Origin of the sequence: Belnapia moabensis DSM 16746, assembly GCF_000745835.1 — a bacterium.
Classification (GTDB): Bacteria; Pseudomonadota; Alphaproteobacteria; order Acetobacterales; family Acetobacteraceae; genus Belnapia; species Belnapia moabensis.
This window is the reverse complement of sequence record NZ_JQKB01000014.1, coordinates 24986-42354: the sequence shown is the minus strand read 5'-3', so window position 1 is coordinate 42354 and position 17369 is coordinate 24986. Positions and strand designations below refer to the sequence as shown.

22 protein-coding genes are annotated in these 17369 nt (G+C 67.5%); 8 read left to right on the top strand and 14 right to left on the bottom strand.

Annotated features, from left to right (window positions below; genetic code table 11):
• Positions 1–5: 5 nt before the first annotated feature.
• Positions 6–449: a carboxymuconolactone decarboxylase family protein gene (locus tag EP26_RS11480; protein ID WP_043338670.1), complete on the top strand. Its 444-nt coding sequence runs from the start codon at positions 6–8 to the stop codon at positions 447–449.
• 39 nt (positions 450–488) lie between these two features.
• Here the strand turns inward: EP26_RS11480 and rpsD are convergent, their stop codons facing one another.
• Positions 489–1106, bottom strand: a complete 618-nt coding sequence (rpsD, locus tag EP26_RS11475; RefSeq protein ID WP_043338669.1) for a 30S ribosomal protein S4 — start codon at positions 1104–1106, stop codon at positions 489–491.
• Between the two features lie 193 nt (positions 1107–1299).
• Between rpsD and EP26_RS11470 the strand changes: the two genes are divergently transcribed.
• On the top strand, positions 1300–1512 hold the full coding sequence (locus tag EP26_RS11470; RefSeq protein WP_043338668.1) for a hypothetical protein: 213 nt from the start codon (positions 1300–1302) through the stop codon (positions 1510–1512).
• A 21-nt stretch (positions 1513–1533) separates the two neighbouring features.
• A complete protein-coding gene (locus EP26_RS11465; protein WP_084112467.1) occupies positions 1534–2082 on the top strand; it encodes an ester cyclase in 549 nt (182 codons plus the stop codon).
• Positions 2083–2129: 47 nt separating this feature from the next.
• Here the strand turns inward: EP26_RS11465 and EP26_RS11460 are convergent, their stop codons facing one another.
• The 5 genes from EP26_RS11460 to EP26_RS11440 all read right to left on the bottom strand — a co-directional run bounded on the left by EP26_RS11460 (position 2130) and on the right by EP26_RS11440 (position 6803).
• Positions 2130–2942 carry an RNA methyltransferase gene (locus tag EP26_RS11460; protein WP_052389085.1) on the bottom strand — a complete coding sequence of 271 codons (813 nt, stop codon included), beginning with the start codon at positions 2940–2942 and terminating at the stop codon, positions 2130–2132.
• 358 nt (positions 2943–3300) lie between these two features.
• The gene (gene cysS, locus EP26_RS11455; protein WP_043338667.1) at positions 3301–4728 is read right to left on the bottom strand and encodes a cysteine--tRNA ligase; all 1428 of its coding nucleotides are present in this window, start codon (positions 4726–4728) and stop codon (positions 3301–3303) included.
• Positions 4729–4858: 130 nt separating this feature from the next.
• Positions 4859–6193: a glutamate--tRNA ligase gene (gltX, locus tag EP26_RS11450; RefSeq protein ID WP_043338666.1), complete on the bottom strand. Its 1335-nt coding sequence runs from the start codon at positions 6191–6193 to the stop codon at positions 4859–4861.
• Positions 6190–6414, bottom strand: coding sequence for a hypothetical protein (locus EP26_RS11445; protein WP_043338665.1), 225 nt, complete (start codon positions 6412–6414; stop codon positions 6190–6192). Before EP26_RS11445 ends, gltX begins: the two co-directional genes overlap by 4 nt.
• Positions 6411–6803, bottom strand: coding sequence for a hypothetical protein (locus EP26_RS11440; RefSeq protein ID WP_043338664.1), 393 nt, complete (start codon positions 6801–6803; stop codon positions 6411–6413). The genes EP26_RS11445 and EP26_RS11440 overlap by 4 nt, the downstream gene beginning before the upstream one ends.
• A 110-nt stretch (positions 6804–6913) precedes the next feature.
• Here EP26_RS11440 and EP26_RS11435 point away from each other — a divergent pair, with 110 nt between their 5' ends.
• Together EP26_RS11435 and EP26_RS11430 are read left to right on the top strand one after the other, a co-directional pair.
• A complete protein-coding gene (locus EP26_RS11435) occupies positions 6914–7654 on the top strand; it encodes a class I SAM-dependent methyltransferase (protein ID WP_052389063.1) in 741 nt (246 codons plus the stop codon).
• An 81-nt stretch (positions 7655–7735) separates the two neighbouring features.
• Positions 7736–8992, top strand: coding sequence for a flavin-dependent oxidoreductase (locus EP26_RS11430; protein ID WP_043338663.1), 1257 nt, complete (start codon positions 7736–7738; stop codon positions 8990–8992).
• Here the strand turns inward: EP26_RS11430 and EP26_RS11425 are convergent.
• Positions 8964–9437, bottom strand: a complete 474-nt coding sequence (locus EP26_RS11425; protein ID WP_245624371.1) for an Lrp/AsnC family transcriptional regulator — start codon at positions 9435–9437, stop codon at positions 8964–8966. The genes EP26_RS11430 and EP26_RS11425 overlap by 29 nt on opposite strands.
• Positions 9438–9550: 113 nt before the next feature.
• Here EP26_RS11425 and phhA point away from each other — a divergent pair, with 113 nt between their 5' ends.
• Complete coding sequence (gene phhA / locus EP26_RS11420; protein ID WP_043338662.1) at positions 9551–10384, top strand: phenylalanine 4-monooxygenase; 834 nt, start codon at positions 9551–9553, stop codon at positions 10382–10384.
• A gap of 12 nt (positions 10385–10396) precedes the next feature.
• Positions 10397–11500: a 4-hydroxyphenylpyruvate dioxygenase gene (hppD, locus tag EP26_RS11415; protein ID WP_052389062.1), complete on the top strand. Its 1104-nt coding sequence runs from the start codon at positions 10397–10399 to the stop codon at positions 11498–11500.
• 3 nt (positions 11501–11503) lie between these two features.
• Here the strand turns inward: hppD and EP26_RS11410 are convergent, their stop codons facing one another.
• From EP26_RS11410 to EP26_RS11400, 3 genes are all read right to left on the bottom strand, one after another.
• A complete protein-coding gene (locus EP26_RS11410) occupies positions 11504–11785 on the bottom strand; it encodes a hypothetical protein (RefSeq protein ID WP_043338661.1) in 282 nt (93 codons plus the stop codon).
• 70 nt (positions 11786–11855) lie between these two features.
• Positions 11856–12257: a hypothetical protein gene (locus tag EP26_RS11405; RefSeq protein ID WP_043338660.1), complete on the bottom strand. Its 402-nt coding sequence runs from the start codon at positions 12255–12257 to the stop codon at positions 11856–11858.
• Complete coding sequence (locus EP26_RS11400; RefSeq protein ID WP_052389061.1) at positions 12247–13596, bottom strand: FliI/YscN family ATPase; 1350 nt, start codon at positions 13594–13596, stop codon at positions 12247–12249. The genes EP26_RS11405 and EP26_RS11400 overlap by 11 nt, the downstream gene beginning before the upstream one ends.
• Before the next feature lie 133 nt (positions 13597–13729).
• Here EP26_RS11400 and ctrA point away from each other — a divergent pair, with 133 nt between their 5' ends.
• Positions 13730–14470 (top strand): response regulator transcription factor CtrA, encoded by a 741-nt coding sequence (ctrA, locus tag EP26_RS11395; RefSeq protein ID WP_043338659.1) that lies wholly within the window; start codon positions 13730–13732, stop codon positions 14468–14470.
• Positions 14471–14534: 64 nt separating this feature from the next.
• Here ctrA and EP26_RS11390 read toward each other — a convergent pair whose 3' ends face one another.
• The 4 genes from EP26_RS11390 to EP26_RS11375 are packed head-to-tail and all read right to left on the bottom strand — an operon-like array spanning position 14535 to position 17367.
• Positions 14535–15356, bottom strand: coding sequence for a CheR family methyltransferase (locus EP26_RS11390; RefSeq protein ID WP_043338657.1), 822 nt, complete (start codon positions 15354–15356; stop codon positions 14535–14537).
• Positions 15353–16450, bottom strand: coding sequence for a chemotaxis-specific protein-glutamate methyltransferase CheB (cheB, locus tag EP26_RS11385; protein WP_456303874.1), 1098 nt, complete (start codon positions 16448–16450; stop codon positions 15353–15355). Before cheB ends, EP26_RS11390 begins: the two co-directional genes overlap by 4 nt.
• Positions 16447–16842, bottom strand: a complete 396-nt coding sequence (locus tag EP26_RS11380; RefSeq protein WP_043338656.1) for a response regulator — start codon at positions 16840–16842, stop codon at positions 16447–16449. The genes cheB and EP26_RS11380 overlap by 4 nt, the downstream gene beginning before the upstream one ends.
• Positions 16843–16872: 30 nt before the next feature.
• Positions 16873–17367 carry a chemotaxis protein CheW gene (locus tag EP26_RS11375; RefSeq protein WP_043338655.1) on the bottom strand — a complete coding sequence of 165 codons (495 nt, stop codon included), beginning with the start codon at positions 17365–17367 and terminating at the stop codon, positions 16873–16875.
• Positions 17368–17369 lie beyond the last annotated feature (2 nt).

The following is a 17369-nucleotide window of genomic DNA, read 5'->3' as shown; positions in this document are numbered from 1 at the left end:
TATTGATGAGCCAGAGACTGAACCCGCCTGACGCTAATCCGGGCCTCTACAAGGCCTTGATCGCGCTGGAGATGCAGATTCGCCAGAGCGGTCTGCCGCACGGGCTGATGGAGCTGGTGAAGACCCGCGCCTCGCAAATCAATGGCTGCGCCTACTGCATCCACATGCACAGCCGGGATGCGATGAAGGCCGGCGAGACGCCGGAGCGGCTGTTGCTGCTCTCTGCCTGGCGGGAAAGTTCGCTCTATACGGCGCAGGAGCGGGCAGCGCTGGCCTGGACGGAGGCGCTGACCCTGCTGCCGCAGACCGGTGCGCCCGACCCGGACTATGCCGCGGCGGCGGAGCAGTTCTCGCCGGCGGAGCTCGTCGCGCTGACGACGCTGATCGGGATGATCAACCTGTGGAACCGGTTGGGCGTCGGCTTCCGCCTGGAGCATCCCAGCCGTTGATACAAGAAGGGCCGGGTCTTGCGACCCGGCCCCTGTGGGTTACCGCGAGTAGAACTCGACGACCAGGTTCGGCTCCATCTGCACCGGATAGGGTACGTCGGAGAGCTTCGGTGCCCGGACGAAGCGGCCGCGCATGGCGCGGTGGTCGATCTCCAGATACTCCGGCACGTCGCGCTCGCCGCTCTGGACCGCGTCCAGCACCACGGTCATCTGCTTCGACTTCTCCTTCACCTCAATCAGGTCGTTGTCCTTGACCTGATAGGAGGGGATGTTGAGCCGCTTGCCGTTCACCGTGACATGGCCATGGTTGACGAACTGCCGCGCCGCGAAAGGCGTCACCGCCAGCTTCATGCGGTAGACGACGCAGTCGAGCCGGCGCTCAAGAAGGGCGATGAGGTTCTCGGAGGTGTCGCCCTTGCGGCGCACGGCCTCCTCATAATACTTGCGGAACTGCTTCTCGCCGATATTGCCGTAGTAGCCCTTCAGCTTCTGCTTCGCCATCAGCTGGACGCCGAAGTCGGTCGGCTTCTGCTTGCGGCGGGCGCCATGCTGGCCGGGGATGGTTTCGCGCTTGTTGATCGGGCTCTTGGCCCGGCCCCAGAGATTGACCCCGAGGCGGCGGTTGATCTTGTACTTGGATTCGAGACGCTTGGTCATAGGCTGGTGCGTTCCGCCCCGGTTTCCGGATGCGGCCTTCCGCTAGCGATGTTGTCCCGGTAGGCCCAGGCCCAGTATGGGCAAGAGCGGGCGCACAGCCCGAAGCTGCGTCCACATTCCCAGGAAGAGGCGCGCGTATAGAAGCACGGGCCCCGGCTTGTCAAACCCCAGAGCGGCTGCCTATTCCCTGTCCATGGTAACACGCGCGGACATCCTCATCCTCGGTCTGACCGCCGGCGTGGTCGGCAGCCTCGTCGGCGGGCTGATGCTCGGCATCGGGCTCGGCCTTGTCGTGCAGAACGTGCATATCGGCTGGCTGCTGGTGCTCCCGGCGGCGCCCGTCGCCGGACTGCTTGGCTATGCCCTGGCGCGGAAGCTGGCGAACCGGCTGCCGGACCCGCAATGACCGCATCAAGGAGGCTAGGTGATGCCCGGCCATGACCTCGTCGCGCTCTGGGAAGCGCATTGCCGCTACGAGTTCGAGACCCGCGACGTGGAGGCGACCATGGCCTCCATGGTGGCCGAGCCCTATGTGAACCACGTCCCGACCATGACCGGCGGCGTCGGGCATGACCAGCTCAAGCGCTTCTACAAATACCACTTCATCGGCGCCAACCCGCCGGATACCGAGTTGGTGCCGATCAGCCGCACCGTCGGCGAGAGCAGTATCGTCGACGAGATGCTGTTCCGCTTCACCCATACCTCCGGAATCGACTGGATGCTGCCCGGCATCCCGCCCACTGGTCGTCGGGTGGAGGTGGCGCTGGTCGCCATCGTTCAATTCCAGGACGACAAGCTGGTGCACGAGCACATCTACTGGGACCAGGCCTCGGTGCTGGTGCAGGTCGGGCTGCTCGACCCGAAGGACCTGCCGGTCGCCGGCGTCGACGCCGCGCGCAAGGTCGTCGACAAGACCCTGCCCAGCAACGCGCTGATGGGCGATGACTGGGCCCGGAGCGAGGGCAAGCCGATATGAGTGCGCAGGGCTGATTAACGCCTTCGGGCGGGTCCGCCCTGCCGCGATCAGCCCTGGTCGAGGTCCGGACGCCCGCGGCGCATCCGCCCTTGGGACAGCTCCGTCACCACGCCATGCAGAGTGCGGAGTTCCTGTTCCGTCACCTCGCCGCGCTCGAACCAGTGGCGCAGGTTGCGGACCATGTTGGCTCGCTTTTTCTCAGGCTCGAGGAAGCCGGAGGCGTCGAGCTCGCTGATCAGCCGGTTGAGGAAGGCTTCCAGCAGCCCCTTGCTCGCCACCGCAGTGCCATTGGTGACGAGGCGCCGGGGCGGCGCGATCTCCCGCGCCGTCCACCACTCATAGGCGAAGATCATCACCGCTTGGGCTAGGTTCAGCGACATATGCGCCGGGTTCAGCGGATAGCGGACCAGCGTATCGGCATAGGCCATGTCGTCGGCCTCGAGACCTGCACGCTCCGGGCCGAAGAGCACGGCACAGCGCAGGCCGCGCTCGTTTACCTCGCGCACATCCTCCGCGGCGGCACGGGCGGTGCGCAGCGGCTTGATCATGTGGCGCGGCCGCGGACAGGTGGCGAAGACGCGGTGGCAATCGGCGATGGCGCTCGGCACATCCGGGAAGACCTGGGCCGCTTCGAGGATGGCGTCCGCACCGGAGGCGGTACGCCAGGCGCGATCCTGCGGCCAGCCATCGCGCGGGGCGACCAGGCGGAGGTGGAACAGCCCGCCATTCGCCATGGCGCGGGCCGTGGTGCCGATATTCTCGGCGAGCTGCGGGCGGACGAGGATGACGACGGGGCTTTCGCCCGCCGCCGGTTCCAGCTTCGCCGCCGGCTTGCCGCCACGAGTCCAGGCATCGGGCACGACGCGGTGAATGCCAAGGGCGAAGGCGAGCGGCGCCCGGAGGCGCCAAGCCCCCTCCCCAACCGGCTCGGCCACCAGGGCCAGCGGCTCCTCCGGCAGGTCGGTTTCCAACGCTGCGGCCAGCTCGGCGGCGAGCGCCCGGTACTCGGCGATGGGCTGGCCGGCGGCGGCAGCCAGCGCAGCCTCACTCGCGCTGCAGCCCGGCGCATCGAGATGGGCGCGGAACCAGGCGCGCTTCGGGTCGGTCAGGGCGATGCGCTTCAGCGCATCCATCCAGTCCTCGGCGGTCAGTGCCATCGGGTCCGACTCAGACCTCCCGTGCTCGGCTGCGCCTGCGCCCTCCGGCCATCGGACCCGATCACGCCCGCCGCCAGGTCGTGCCTTGCGGACCATCCTCCAACAGGATGCCCTTGGCCTTCAGGTCGTCACGGATACGGTCGGCCTCGGCGAAGTCGCGCGCCGTGCGGGCGGCGAGACGGTCGGCGATGGCCTGCTCGACCCAACCCGTATCCTCGCCACCGCGCAGCCAAGCGGCGGGCTCCGAGGGGTAAAGGCCGAGCACCGAAGCCGCCTCGCGAAAGGCCTCGGCCGCCAGCCCCGCCACCACGGGCCAGGGCTTGCCGATGCGGTGCAGCACCGCGGTCGCGCTGCCGCCGACGCTCGCCACGTTCTCGAGCGTGCGAAGATCCCGCAGCCGGGCGAGCGCCAACGGCGTGTTGAGGTCGTCGAGCAGCGGCTCCAGCGCCCAGTCCACCATGGCGTCCCGCGTCAGCTCGTGCCCATCGGCGGGCGCGACGGCGCGGGCAAGCATGGAATAGCCATCGTCCAGTTCCGCCTTTGCCTCATCGAGCCCGGCAAAGGTGAAGTCGAGATCGGCCCGGTAATGGGTGCGCAGCAGCAGCAGGCGGAAGGCCTCGCCCGCCCAGGCGCCGCGGGCCAGGATGTCGCGCACGGTGAGGAAATTGCCGAGCGACTTCGACATCTTCTCGCCGTCGACGCGCAACATGCCGTTATGCAGCCAGACATTCGCCATCCGCGGCGTGCCGAAGGCGCAGCGGCTCTGCGCCACTTCGTTCTCGTGGTGCGGGAAGATCAGGTCATGCCCGCCGCCATGGATGTCGAAGACCTCACCTAGAGCCTGCCAGGACATGGCGGAGCACTCGATATGCCAGCCCGGCCTGCCACGGCCCCAAGGGCTGTCCCAACCGGGCGTTGCCGTATCGGAGGGCTTCCACAGGACGAAGTCGCCCGGGTCCCGCTTATAGGGGGCGACATCCACGCGGGCGCCAGCCACCAGCTCATCCGGGCTGCGGCCGGAGAGGGCGCCGTATTCGGAGAAGGAAGGCACGCTGAATAGCACATGCCCCTCGGCCGCATAGGCATGGCCCCGGCCGATCAGCCGCTCGATCAGCGCGATCATCGGCGCGATGGACTGCGTCGCCCGCGGCTCCTCATCCGGCTGCAGGGCGCCGAGGGCCGCCATGTCGGCATGGAAATCGGCGACGGTGCGGGCGGTGATGGCACCGATCGGCTCGCCGCTCTCGGCCGCACGTGCGTTGATCTTGTCGTCCACATCGGTGATGTTGCGGACATAGGTGACGCGCGGGAAGAGGCGCCGCAGCAGCCGGGCGAGCGTGTCGAACACCACCACCGGCCGTGCATTGCCGAGATGCGCTAGGTCATAGACCGTTGGCCCGCAAACATAGAGCCGCACATGGCCGGGATCGATCGGCGCGAATTCGTCCTTCGCGCGCGTCAGGCTATTATGCAGGTGGAGCTGGGTCATCAGGGGGTCCATCGTCGCAAAAGGCACGCGGCTGAGGCCGCGGGCCGAGCCCGCGGGCGGGAGAGGTTCAGCAGCGGCAGCGACAGGCCTGGAACATGGCTGACATTCTAGGCCGCCTGCTGCCGCGCTTTCAACCCTCGGCGCCGAGCCCGAGGCGCGACGCCGCCCGCTCCCGCCCGATCAAGGGCAGCAGTTCCTTGAGGTCGGGGCCATGATCCTCGCCGGTGAGGGCCAGGCGGAGCGGCAGGAAGAGCGCCTTGCCCTTGCGGCCGGTGGCCTGTTTCAGCGCCTCGGTCCAGATGCCCCAGGTGCCGGTGTCCCAGGGCTCCGGCGGCAAGGCGGCAAGGGCGGTACGGAGGAACTCCCCCTCCCCCGGCTGGACCGGCGGAACGATGGTGCCGCGCACCACCTCGAACCAGGACTTCGCCTCACCGAGCAGGTCGAGATTGCCGCGCACGGCGAGCCAGAATTCCTCGTCGGCCCCGGCGGGCAGTTGCGCTTGCACCGCCGAGAAGGGCAGTTCGTGCAGGTGCTTCCGGTTGAGCGCCAGGAGCTGCTGCACGTCGAAGCGCGCTGCGGAGCGCGAGATGGCAGTCATTGCGAAGCCCGGCACAAGCTCCGCCGGCATCCCCGGCGCCGGGTCGGTCGAGGTGCCGAGCGCGGCGAGGTAGCCGGCCAGCGCCGCCGGCTCCACCCCATCCCGCCGCAGCTGGCGGAGCGAGAGGCTGCCGAGGCGCTTCGAGAGCGGCCCGCCATCCGCATCGGTCAGCAGCGGCAGATGGGCGAAGGAGAGCGCCTCCGGCCGGCCGCCGAGCGCCTCCCAGATATCGAGCTGGACGCCGGTATTGGTGACGTGGTCCTCGCCCCGGATGACATGCGTCACCTTGCTGTCGAGATCGTCCACCACCGAGGTGAAGGTGTAGAGCGGCGAGCCGTCGGCGCGGACCAGCACCGGGTCGGAGATGGCCGAAAGCTTCACAACCCGCCGACCGAGCACGCCGTCCTGCCACTCGCGCTGTAGGCCACTCAGCTTGAAGCGCCAATAGGGCTGCTTGCCATTGGCCAGCGCCCGCTCGTACTGCTCCGGCGTCATCTTGAGCGCACCGCGGTCGTAGAGCGGCGGGCGGCCCTGCTTGAGGCGGAGCTCCCGCTTGTAGCGCAGTTCCTCCTCGCTCTCGAAGCAGGGATAGAGATGACCGGAGGCCTTCAGCCGCTCGGCCGCCACGGCATAGAGCGGCAGGCGGTCGGACTGGCGGAAGCTCTCATCCCAATCGAGGCCGAGCCAGCGAAGATCCTCCTGCAGAGCCTCGGCATACTCGGCCTTGGAGCGTTCCAGGTCGGTATCGTCGAGGCGCAGCAGCACCGTGCCCCCGCGCTGCCGGGCGAAGAGCCAGTTCACCAACGCGGCGCGAGCATTGCCGACATGCAGCAGCCCGGTCGGCGAGGGGGCGAAGCGGAGCTTCATGCGCGGCGGCCCTGCGGCTCGGGCGCCATGGTTGCGGCCTGCGCCCTGCGATGGGCGGGGATGCGGATATAGTCGCCGACGCTGCGAACCATCTGTCTCATTTCCTCGGTGGAGCCGGTCGCGGCCCGCACATCCTCGATCCGGGCACGGACCGCGACGGCATCCGGCCGTTCCTCATCCGGATCGCCATAATCCCCGCAGCGGGCGGCGTGAAGCCTCACGCCTCCTCCTCATCGTCCTCGTTCTCGTCGCGGCGTGGGTCGAGAGCGCGCCAATTGCGGTCCTCGGCATCGCGCACCGGCTGGGCGGCGAAGTCGGCGAGTTCCGTGGCGCTGGTCCAGGCCTGCTCGCCGGCGCCCTGCACCTCGGCATCCTCACCAAAGGCGAACCAGCTGGCGATCACCTCGTCCGGCGTCATGCCAGCGGTGCGGGACCGCTCCAGGCTGTCCCGGACATAGCGGCGGGCGAAGGCGTTGGCGTGTTCGAGGGTGCGGAAGCCGGTGACGGTCTCGACCGGCTCGGACCCGTTGGCGCCCGACAGGTCCATGATCCGCACCGAGAGCCCGGTCTGCAGGAAAGGGTTGGGACGGAAGATGGGGTCGTCGCTCATGGCCGGAAGCTAGGGACGGGGCCGGCCAGGGTCAACGCGGCTGCCATGCTGGACCGACCGACGGGCTGCATGATAGCTCGCCGGAGCCGATCACGCCGGGCGGAGCACGCATGAGCCTCCAGTTGAACTACGTCCAGAGCTACGCTGCCATGGTCCACGCCTATCTCGCGGCTTTCCCGGAAGATGAGGCGGTCGCCCGGTCGGTCGGCGGCAATCTCGAGCTTTTCGGCGTGCTGGAGCACAGCCTGCTGCGGCAACACGGCCTGAAGGAAGACAGCCGCGTCGTCGATGTCGGCTGCGGCGCCGGGCGACTGGCGGCGCAGCTGCGGCGCTACCCGCAGCTGCGCTATCTCGGCCTCGATGTGGTTCCGGAACTGCTGGATTATTGCCGCCGGAAGATGGCGCGGCCCGATTTCCGGCTGGAGCTGAGCCAGGGCAACCGCATCCCGCTAGCCGATGGCGAGGCGGATTTCGTTACCTTCTTCTCGGTCTTCACCCATCTCCTGCACGAGGAATCCTATGTCTACCTGCAGGAATGCGCCCGGGTGCTGGCGCCGGGCGGGAGAGTGATATTCTCCTTCTTCGAATTCGCCGTGGAGGCGCAATGGAGCGTCTTCGAAGGCAATGTCGACTGGGTGCGCAAGCGCTCCTATCTCGGCCACATCAACGTCTTCATGCATGCGGATGACCTGCGGCTCTGGGCGAAGCGGCTCGGTTTCACCGTCATCGCCATGGAGCGGGGCGACAGACCGAGCATCGCCGTCACCCCGGAGACGGCAACCGAGGCGGTGCCGGCCGGCCAGCGGGCACTCGGCCAGTCCTATTGCGTATTGGAGAAGGCGAAAGCGTAAGGCATTTCACCTGTTTGTTACGAAAATGGACCGGACCGCTGCCGCACGCTAAGACGTTGAAGGGAAACAGGGACAAAGACCATGCAGGTGCTGGTGATCGGCGCGGGTATCGGCGGGCTGGTGACGGCGCTCGCCCTGCATGCCGCCGGAATCCGGGTTGAGGTGTATGAGGCGGCCCCGGAAGTCCGTCCGCTCGGCGTCGGCATCAACCTGCAACCGCATGCGGTGCGCGAGTTGATGGAGCTTGGCCTCGGCGAGGCGCTGGCTCGGACGGGCGTCGCCACACAGGAATTCCGCTACGCCAACCGCTTCGGCCAGACCATCTGGAGCGAGCCGCGCGGCCTCGCCGCCGGCTATCGCTGGCCGCAATACTCGATCCATCGGGGCCGCTTGCAGATGCTGCTCTGGGAGGCGGCGCTGGCGCGGCTCGGGCCTGGGGGGCTGCATTGCGGCCGGCGGTTGGCCGGGTTCAGCCAGGATGCGGAGGGCGTTACCGCCCGGTTCGAGGATGGCGGCACGGCACGCGGCGACGCGCTGATCGGTGCCGATGGCATCCATTCCGCGGTACGCGCGCAACTGGTCCCCGGCGAGGGGGCACCGCGCTGGAACGGTGCCATCCTTTGGCGGGCGGTGAGCCCGGCGCGGCCCTATCTCACCGGCGCCACCATGGTGCAGGCCGGGCACCGCGACACGAAATTCGTCTGCTATCCGATTGGCGATGCTCCAGGTGGGCGGATGCTGGTCAATTGGATCGCCGAGCAGCGATTCCCGGCCGATACGCCCTGGGCACGGGAGGACTGGAACCGCCCGGCGCGCCTCGAGGACTTCCTGCCGATCTTCGCCGACTGGCGCTTTGCCTGGCTGGATGTGCCTGGGCTGATCCGCGCCGCCGAGACGGTCTATGAATTCCCCATGGTCGACCGCGACCCGCTGCCGCGCTGGCGCCGGGGGCGGGTGACGCTGCTCGGCGACGCAGCGCATCCGATGTACCCAATCGGCTCCAACGGTGCTTCCCAAGCCGTACTCGATGCGCGCTTCCTCGTCCTGCAACTGGCGAAGCACGGTCGGGTGGAGGACGGGCTCGAAGCCTATGAGGCGGTGCGGCGGCCGGCGACGGCGGCGGTGGTCGAGGCCAATCGTGGCGACGGGCCGGACCGGGTGCTGGACCTGGTCCACGCCCGCGCGCCGGGTGGGTACGAGCGGCTGGAGGATGTCATCTCCCGCGCCGAGTTGGAGGCGACGATCAACGGCTACAAGCGCATCGCTGGCTTCGACCCTGAGACACTGAATGCGCGGGAGAGCTGGAGCGTCACACCGGAACCTCGCCCGGCGGTTTGAGAGCGGTGAGGACGAAGCTGCTGCGCGTCTCCTTCACCCCCGGCATGCGGAGCAGGGCCTTCAAGGCAAAATCTGCATAGGCTTCGAAATCGGCGGCGAGGACGTGGAGCAGGTAGTCCATCTCGCCACTCATCGCATAAGCGGCCAGCACCTCCGGCCGCTCGGCCAGCGCCTTGTGGAAGCGATCGACCACCTCCTCCGCATGGCTCTCCAGTGCGACCATGACGAAGGCCTGGAGCGGCAAACCGAGCCGGGCCGGATCGAGCACCGCGCCATAGCGGGTGATGATGCCCGCCTCCTCCAGCCGCTTCACCCGGCGTTGGCAGGGCGTCGGCGAAAGGCCGACCTGCTCGGCGAGTGCCACCACCGACACGCGGCCATCGCGTTGCAGGGCGCGCAGGATGCGGCGGTCGAGCGCATCGAGGTTTATAGTGGCTTTCGCCAAGATCAGGGCTTTCAGCAGCGGATATCGCTCAATTTAGCAAATCAAAGAACTGACTTCGCCGGAAAACCCTTCGCGGCCTGGCTTACTCTCGTGGCAATCATGGGAGGTCCGTCATGGATGGGCTGATCGAAGGATTGCCGGCGGGGCTGCGAGGCGACTACGCAGCAGCCGAAGCTGATTTCACCCTGGTGCAGGACATGGCGCGCTATGCGCCGGCCGACCACGCCACTTGGCGGACCCTCTACGGGCGTCAGGCCGCCTTGCTTCCACGCCATGCCGCGGCCGCCTTTCGCACCGGCCTTGCCGCCCTCCCCTTCGCCGAGGGCGTGCCGGATTTCGCCGCCTGCTCCGCCCGGCTGCGTACTGCGACCGGCTGGAGCCTGGTGGCGGTGCCGGGCCTGATCCCGGACGGTGCCTTTTTCGGCCACTTGGCGGCACGGCGCTTCCCCGTCACCTGCTGGATCCGCCGGCCGGAGGAGCTGGACTACATCGTAGAGCCAGACATCTTCCATGACGCCTTCGGCCATGTGCCGCTGCTGACCCAGCCCGATTTCGCCGATTTCCTCGCTGCCTATGGCCGCCTCGGCGAGCAGGCGGCGCGGATGGGTGCGCTGAAGCCGCTGGCTCGGCTCTATTGGCACATGGTCGAATTCGGCCTGATCCGGGAGGATGGCGGGCTGCGGGCGTATGGCGCCGGCATCCTTTCCTCCTCCGCCGAGACGGTGCATGCGACCGAGAGCGACCGGCCACGGCGCCTCCGCTTCGACCCGCGGCGGGTGCTGCGGAGCGATTACTTCATCGACGACCTGCAGCCGACCTATTTCGTCATCGAGGGCTATGCCGAGCTCTTCGCGGCGATGCAGGAGCTGCCACGTTTGCTGGCAGAAGCCCGCGATGCGGCGCCGATTGCGCCCGGCGCTGCGGCCCCCGGCGACCAACCTGTCTGAGGAGACCCGAGCATGGACATCCCCCCCGATCGCACTGGCTTCGCCGGCACCATCTCCGACCAGAACCCGATGGGCACGGACGGTTTCGAATTCGTCGAGTTCACCGGCCCGGACATGCATGGGCTGGAGGCGCTGTTCGGCCGGCTCGGCTTCACCCGCGTCGCCGTACATCGCAGCAAGCAGGTCTCGCTCTGGCGACAGGGCGACATCAACTTCATCCTGAATGCGGAGCCGGAGAGCTTTGCTCAAGCCTTCCAGAAGGTGCATGGGCCTTCCGCCTGCGCCATGGCATTCCGGGTTGCCGATGCGGCCAAGGCTTATGAGCGGGCGATCGCCCTCGGCGCCAAGCCGGTCACCGGCAAGGTCGGGCCGATGGAGCTGAACATCCCGGCGATCGAGGGCATCGGCGGCTCCCTGCTCTATTTCGTCGACCGTTATGGCGCGCGCGGCAGCATCTACGACGTCGACTTCCGCTGGATCGATGGCGTCAACCCGCGGCCGGCTGGCCAGGGCCTCACCGTCATCGACCACCTGACTCATAACGTGCATCGCGGGCGGATGGATGTGTGGTGGAGCTTCTACGAGAAGCTCTTCAATTTCCGCGAGATCCGGTACTTCGACATCGAGGGCAAGCTGACCGGCCTCAAGTCCCGCGCGCTGACCTCGCCCTGCGGCCAGATCCGCATCCCGATCAACGAGAGCAGCGACGACAAGTCGCAGATCGAGGAATATCTCCGCGCCTATAACGGCGAGGGCATCCAGCACATCGCCCTCGGCACCAACGACATCTTCGCCAGTGTCGAAGGCATGCGGACGGGCGGGATCGAATTCATGGACAGCCCGGACACCTATTATGAGTTGTTGCCGAAGCGCATGCCTGACCTGACGGCGGAGGAGATCGGCCGGTTGGCGCGCAACCGCATCCTCACCGATGGCGCGCCCACGCCGGAGGGCGGGCGGCTGCTGCAGATCTTCACCGGCACCGTCATCGGCCCAATCTTTTTCGAGTTGATCCAGCGTAAGGGCGACCAGGGCTTCGGCGAGGGCAATTTCCGTGCCCTCTTCGAGAGCATCGAGCTGGACCAGATCCGCCGCGGGGTGCTGGCGGCGGAGTAGGCTTCAGCGCCGGTCCGCCGCGCGGCTATCCTCGCGGCGGACCGCATTCGGGTCCCGGCCGGTAAGGTCGCCGTAGGGCCGGTAGACTTTGGCCGAGCGGGCCTGCTCCGTCTGGGCCGCCTGCCCACATTGCCGGGCGCGAGCCTCGATTTCTGCCGGATTAAGCTGGTGCTTCTGCCAGCCCCGGTTCGGACCGATGCGCTGTGGTGTCTCGGCGGATTGGTCGAGGGCAGGGCCAGATACTACTGCGGCCAGCAGGGGCCTCCAATGCCGCGGGCCGTGCATCGCGCGGCCTTCATTTCCTCCGTAATGCAAGCTGCGCCAAGCCGCTTCTCCTGAGTATGGCCAGCTCCTGTCATTCCCGCAGGGTGAGGCGGGCAGCGACCTCGTCGAGTAGCAGTTGCCCCTGGCGAAGAATCTTGCGGCGGGCGATCTCGGCACGAACTTCGCGCAGTTGCGCCAATGCCCGCTCGGCGGCACGGCGCTCAGCCAAGCCCTGCCGGGCGATCTCAGCGCTCTCGACAGCAAAGCCGACGGCGCGGGCGGCCCTGTCCCGTTCCGCGAGGCCGCGGATGAGCCAGCGACCGTAATCCCCTTCCCCGCCTGGCGCCCCCTCTGCGCTGAGCGCTGCCTCTGCGGATGCGGATCGCGCCTCCGCCGCAGCCAAGCGGGTATTGGCCTCGCCGAGCGCCCGGCGCGCCTCATCGCTTTCCAGACGGCGCAGCCGGGCCAGTGCGGCGAGCGGATCACGCGCCATCGGCATACTCCAAGGCGGCGGCCAAGGCGGCGAAGGCCCCGTCGATGCTGTCCCGCTCGCCTTTGCCCTGCGCCAGCACAGCCTCGATCCGAGGCGCGAGCCGCACCGCCTCATCAACCGCCGGGTCGGTGCCTGCCCGATAAGCGCCGAGACGGACCAAATCCGCCATCTCTGCGTGCAACGCCAGGATAGCCCGCGCCCGCCGCATCAGCGTCCCTTCCTCCGGCCGGAGGCAGCCGGGGACGGTCCGCGAGAGGCTACGAAGGATGCCGATGGCCGGGTAGCGCCCACGCTCGCCGATGGCGCGATCGAGCACCACATGCCCATCGAGGATGCCGCGCACCGCATCGGCAACTGGCTCGTCATGGTCATCGCCTTCGACCAAGACGGTGAAAAGGCCGGTGATGGCTCCGGCGCAACCCTCCTCCCGAGGCCCCGCGCGCTCCAGCAGGCGCGGCAACTCGGCGAAGACGCTTGGTGTGTAGCCGCGCGTCGTCGGCGGCTCTCCGGCAGCGAGGCCGATCTCCCGGAGCGCGAGGGCGAAGCGGGTGACGCTGTCCATCATGAGCAGCACCTGGCGGCCGGCATCGGCGAAATGCTCGGCGATGGCCATGGCGGCGAGCGCGGCCTCGCGCCGCATCAGCGGCGGGCTGTCGGAGGTGGCGCAGACGACGACGCTGCGGGCGAGGCCGGCCGGGCCGAGATCATCCTCCAGAAACTCCCGCAATTCCCTTCCCCGCTCCCCGACCAAGGCAAGCACCGCGACATCGCAATCTGCCCCCGCCGCCAGCATGGACAGCAGCGTCGACTTGCCGACACCCGAAGCAGCGAACAAGCCAAGCCGCTGGCCACGCCGGCAGGTGGCGAATCCATCAAGCGCACGCACCCCGAGATCGAGGCGTGGCCCGAGCCTCGCCCGGGTACCCGCTTCCGGCGGCGCGGCGCGGACCGGCCGCGGCAGCGGCCCAGGACGAAGCGGCCCCTTGCCGTCGACCGGCCGGCCCAGCGGATCGATGACCCGGCCGAGCCAGCTCTCATCAACGAACAGGCAAGCCGGCGGGGCGAGCACGGCCGGCACACCCGGCGCGATGCCCTCAAGGGGCGCGAAGGCAAGAGCACGGGCCTGACCTGATTGAAACCCGACGATTTCGGCTGGGATGGGCGTCCGGCCATGCGGGTGCAGATGAAGCCGCGCGCCAACCTGCAACCACTGAGCGAACCCCTCCAGGTTGAGATGGAGGCCTGCCGCCGCCACAACCTTTCCATGCAGACGCAGCGGATCGAGCCGGGTGAGGGCTGGTTGCAAGCTCGATAGGGAGCCAATTTGCTGCGGATTCATATTTTTGCAGCCTCTTTTTAAGGATTTTGAAACAATGTCACCCATCTTTATACGTCTCAAAGATGAGTAACTTCTTCCGAATGCGCGCGAAGGTGGTATCTATGCACACGTAAAACGTGTGGGGAACCGCAACATGCGCGTACTTCTGGTTGAGGACGATCTGACAGCGGCCCGCGGCATTACCGCCATGCTCAAGGCCTCCGCCATGGTGGTGGATGCCGTGGACAGCGGCGAGGAAGCCCTTGAGCTGGTCCGCCTCTACGATTACGACATCGTTATCCTCGATCTCATCCTGCCGGACATGGAGGGCTATGAGGTTGTCCGCCGGTTGCGCGCAGGTCGGGTTGAGACGCCGGTCCTGATCCTCTCCGGCTTGGCCCGGCCACAGGCCAAGGTGAAGGGCTTTGGCGTCGGTGCCGACGACTTCATCACCAAGCCCTTCGATGGCCAGGAATTGCTGGCCCGCATTCAGGCCGTGGTCCGCCGCGCCAAGGGCTTCTCCCAGCCGAGCCTCTCGGTCGGCGGCCTCACCCTCAACCTGGGCTCGCGCGAGGTGATGGTCGGTGGCCGGCAGGTTCACCTCACTGGCAAGGAATACGCGATCCTCGAGTTACTGACGCTGCGCAAGGGCATGGTCCTCACCAAGGAGGCCTTCCTCAACCACCTCTATGGCGGCATGGACGAACCCGAGGTGAAGATCATCGATGTCTTCATCTGCAAGCTCCGGAAAAAGCTTGCCCTGGCAGGAGCGGACAATCTGATAGGCACGGTTTGGGGCCGCGGCTATGTCATGCGCGACCCGGAAACCCGCCTCGCTCCCGGTTTCGTCGTCCCGAGCCCAGCCATCGCTCCCACCGATCGTCAGGTCGCCTGACATTAGAAAGGCCCGGTGGGGTATATCCACCGGGCCTTGGGACACCCCTGACATTGGCCAGCAGTCAGCCAGCCAGCGCCGCTTCCCTTGGCCGCTCATAAGCGCCGCGCTCGCCCGGCACCGGCACCAGCCGATCCGTCAGCCCGAGCACCGTCTCCGCGCCGCCCAGATAGAGCACTCCATCCGGCTGCAACTGCGCCGCGAGGGCGTTCAGCACCCGCGCCTTGGTCGGCGCGTCGAAATAGATGAGCACGTTGCGGCAGAAGATCACCTCGAACCGCCCGAAGCCGCGCAACTCACCGAGCAGGTTGCCGCGTTCGAACCGCACCATACCACGCAGTTCAGGGGAGGCGCGCCAGCGACCATCCTCCTGCCGGAAATGCTTGACCAGCAACCGAGCCGGAAGGCCGCGCTGCACTTCGAACTGAGTGAAGAACCCCTCTCGCGCCCGGCCGACGACGCCATCCGCGATGTCCGTGCCGATGATCTCCACGTGCCGGCCTTCTAGCGGAACCTCCCCAAGGAGCATGGCAATCGAATAGGCCTCCTGTCCGGTTGAGCAGGCTGCGGACCAGATACGCAATGTCGCGCCAGCCGATCGAGCGCGAACCAGCACCGGCAAGACCTTCCGCAAATGGTCGAAAGGCTTTCCATCGCGGAAGAAGCTGCTTTCATTGGTGGTGAGAGCCTCCGTCACCGCCTCGGCCAGCGCCCCAGCCCGCGGGTCACGCAGCTTGACTGCCAGCGCATTCAAGTCGGCGAGGCCGTCGCGCTTCAGCAGGGGGCCGAGCCGGGTTTCCAGCATGTAGCCTTTGTCCGGCGTCAACACGAGGCCAGAGCGGGATTTCACCAGCCCGGCGATGAAGGCGAAGCTGTCGGGACTCATGCCGTCACTCCTTGCCGAGTGGGTCGGGACTTGGCTGAAGTCGCCGCCACTATCTGCTCCGCCAGCTCTTCAGGGGGCAGCAATGCCTGGGCAAGGCCGGCCCGCGCCACGGCGCCGGGCATGCCCCAAACAACGGAGCTTGCCTCATCCTGAGCCAGCACTGCGCCACCCGCGGCGGCAATGGCACGACATCCGAGCAACCCATCCTGCCCCATGCCGGTCAGGATCACGGCTAGCGCCGCACCACCGCAGGCCGCGGCGAGGCTGCGCAGCATGGGATCGACTGCGGGGCGGCAGAAATTCTCGGGCGGCGCATCGGAGAGGCGGGCGAAAAGGCCGCCATCCGCCTTGCCTTCAACCAGCAAATGGCGATCACCAGGCGCCAGGTAGAAGCGGCCAGGTCGCAACGCTTCGCCGTCCTGGGCCTCGGCGCAACCTGGACCACCGAGCCGATCTAGGTGGTCGGCCAGCATCGCGGTGAAGCCTGCCGGCATATGCTGCACAGCGACAAGCGGCACGGGCAATGGTCCGCTGAGGCCGCGCAACAGAGTGGTCAGCGCCTGAGGCCCACCGGTGGAACAGCCGATGCCGACCGCCCGCAACCCGCGCCCCGGCGTGAGCGGCGCCGCCCGTTGGGGCACAGCAGGCTTGGACACCGGTTGCGAGGGGCCGATCCGAGCCCAGCCCTTCACCTTGGCGAGCAATTCCGTCCTGAAACTGGGATCGGCAAGCCCCCCGCCGGCGGCGCCAGGCTTCGGGACGTAATCCGCGGCTCCGGCGCGCAAAGCGGCCATGGTGGCGCTCGCGCCCTTCTGGGTCAGGGCGCTGGCGACAATGATAGCAGGCCGCGGCTCCTGGCGAAGCAGCAACGGCAGGGCGGTCATGCCATCCATCACAGGCATTTCGAGATCGAGCAGCACTACCTGCGGCCGGCCGGTAGGCGGCAGGGTGGCGAAGGCGTCGACCGCCTGCTGCCCATTGCCGACACGGGAGACGACTTTGATACCGGGATCCGCTTCCAGTACCCGCGCGAGGGCAGCTCGGACGGTTGCGCTGTCGTCGCAGAGCATGACCCGGACAGGTGCGGAACTCACGCGGCCCGATCCTGCAACAGGCCGGCCTGCTGGAACTTGTCCCGCAGCAATTCCTCATCGAAGGGTTTCATGATGTATTCCTGCGCGCCGGCGCCGAGTGCTTCCACGATCCGGTCCATCGCAGCCTCGGTGGTACAAAGCACAATCGTAGGTCGGTCCGGGCCGAATTCGGCGCGGGCATGGCGAAGAAACGTGATCCCATCCATGACTGGCATGTTCCAGTCGAGCAGAATCACCTGCGGCATGGCAGCACGACAGGCGGCCATCGCCTCCGCCCCGTCACCAGCCTCGGCGACGGTGAAGCCAAGTTTCTCCAGAATGCGCCGGGCGGCCTTGCGGACGGTACGGCTGTCATCCACCACCAGACAAGTGGCAGGGCTTGCGCCGGTCATGATGTGGTTCTCCTTACCCGGAGGCAAATCTCAGCCGATCGCCAGAATGCGCTCGACATCGATGACGATCAGCAGACGCTCGCCGATGCGATGGACACCCGTCGAGACGTCGCGCCAGACGGTGTCGAGCGTAACCGGATTGGGCGCACGTTCGGCGCGCGGCAACGGCAGCACCTCTCCCACTTGGTCGGCGAGCAGGCTGTAGAGTTCGCCATCGCGTTCGACGACGACGCTCATCGCGCCGCGATGCCCCTCCGGCCGCGGCGGCAGGCCGAGCCGGCAGCGCAGGTCGATCGCCGTGACGATGCGGCCGCGCAGATTGAGGCTGCCGGCCACTTCAGCCGGGGCGAGCGGAATGCGCGTTATGACTTGCACGCCGAGCACGTCACGGATGGCAAGGACCGGCACGCCGCAAAGTTGATCGGCTACCGTCAACGTAAGATAGATATCCTCAGCCGCATCGGCGGGAAGGCCTCCACGTGCCAGCAGGCCGGGCGCCGGGCCCGTTGTGGTCTGGGTCTGCATCG

Bases quoted from the DNA above. Each gene is read 5' to 3' on its own strand.
- EP26_RS11430 (WP_043338663.1), top strand. From the start codon at position 7,736: ATGCAGGTGCTGGTGATCGGCGCGGGTATCGGCGGGCTGGTGACGGCG.
- ctrA (WP_043338659.1), top strand. From the start codon at position 13,730: ATGCGCGTACTTCTGGTTGAGGACGATCTGACAGCGGCCCGCGGCATT.
- phhA (WP_043338662.1), top strand. From the start codon at position 9,551: ATGGATGGGCTGATCGAAGGATTGCCGGCGGGGCTGCGAGGCGACTAC.
- EP26_RS11480 (WP_043338670.1), top strand. From the start codon at position 6: ATGAGCCAGAGACTGAACCCGCCTGACGCTAATCCGGGCCTCTACAAG.
- EP26_RS11470 (WP_043338668.1), top strand. From the start codon at position 1,300: ATGGTAACACGCGCGGACATCCTCATCCTCGGTCTGACCGCCGGCGTG.
- hppD (WP_052389062.1), top strand. From the start codon at position 10,397: ATGGACATCCCCCCCGATCGCACTGGCTTCGCCGGCACCATCTCCGAC.
- EP26_RS11400 (WP_052389061.1), bottom strand. From the start codon at position 13,596: ATGAATCCGCAGCAAATTGGCTCCCTATCGAGCTTGCAACCAGCCCTC.
- gltX (WP_043338666.1), bottom strand. From the start codon at position 6,193: ATGAAGCTCCGCTTCGCCCCCTCGCCGACCGGGCTGCTGCATGTCGGC.
- EP26_RS11435 (WP_052389063.1), top strand. From the start codon at position 6,914: ATGAGCCTCCAGTTGAACTACGTCCAGAGCTACGCTGCCATGGTCCAC.
- rpsD (WP_043338669.1), bottom strand. From the start codon at position 1,106: ATGACCAAGCGTCTCGAATCCAAGTACAAGATCAACCGCCGCCTCGGG.
- EP26_RS11410 (WP_043338661.1), bottom strand. From the start codon at position 11,785: ATGCACGGCCCGCGGCATTGGAGGCCCCTGCTGGCCGCAGTAGTATCT.
- EP26_RS11465 (WP_084112467.1), top strand. From the start codon at position 1,534: ATGCCCGGCCATGACCTCGTCGCGCTCTGGGAAGCGCATTGCCGCTAC.
- EP26_RS11380 (WP_043338656.1), bottom strand. From the start codon at position 16,842: ATGACCGGCGCAAGCCCTGCCACTTGTCTGGTGGTGGATGACAGCCGT.
- EP26_RS11405 (WP_043338660.1), bottom strand. From the start codon at position 12,257: ATGGCGCGTGATCCGCTCGCCGCACTGGCCCGGCTGCGCCGTCTGGAA.
- EP26_RS11390 (WP_043338657.1), bottom strand. From the start codon at position 15,356: ATGAGTCCCGACAGCTTCGCCTTCATCGCCGGGCTGGTGAAATCCCGC.
- EP26_RS11440 (WP_043338664.1), bottom strand. From the start codon at position 6,803: ATGAGCGACGACCCCATCTTCCGTCCCAACCCTTTCCTGCAGACCGGG.
- EP26_RS11375 (WP_043338655.1), bottom strand. From the start codon at position 17,367: ATGCAGACCCAGACCACAACGGGCCCGGCGCCCGGCCTGCTGGCACGT.
- cysS (WP_043338667.1), bottom strand. From the start codon at position 4,728: ATGACCCAGCTCCACCTGCATAATAGCCTGACGCGCGCGAAGGACGAA.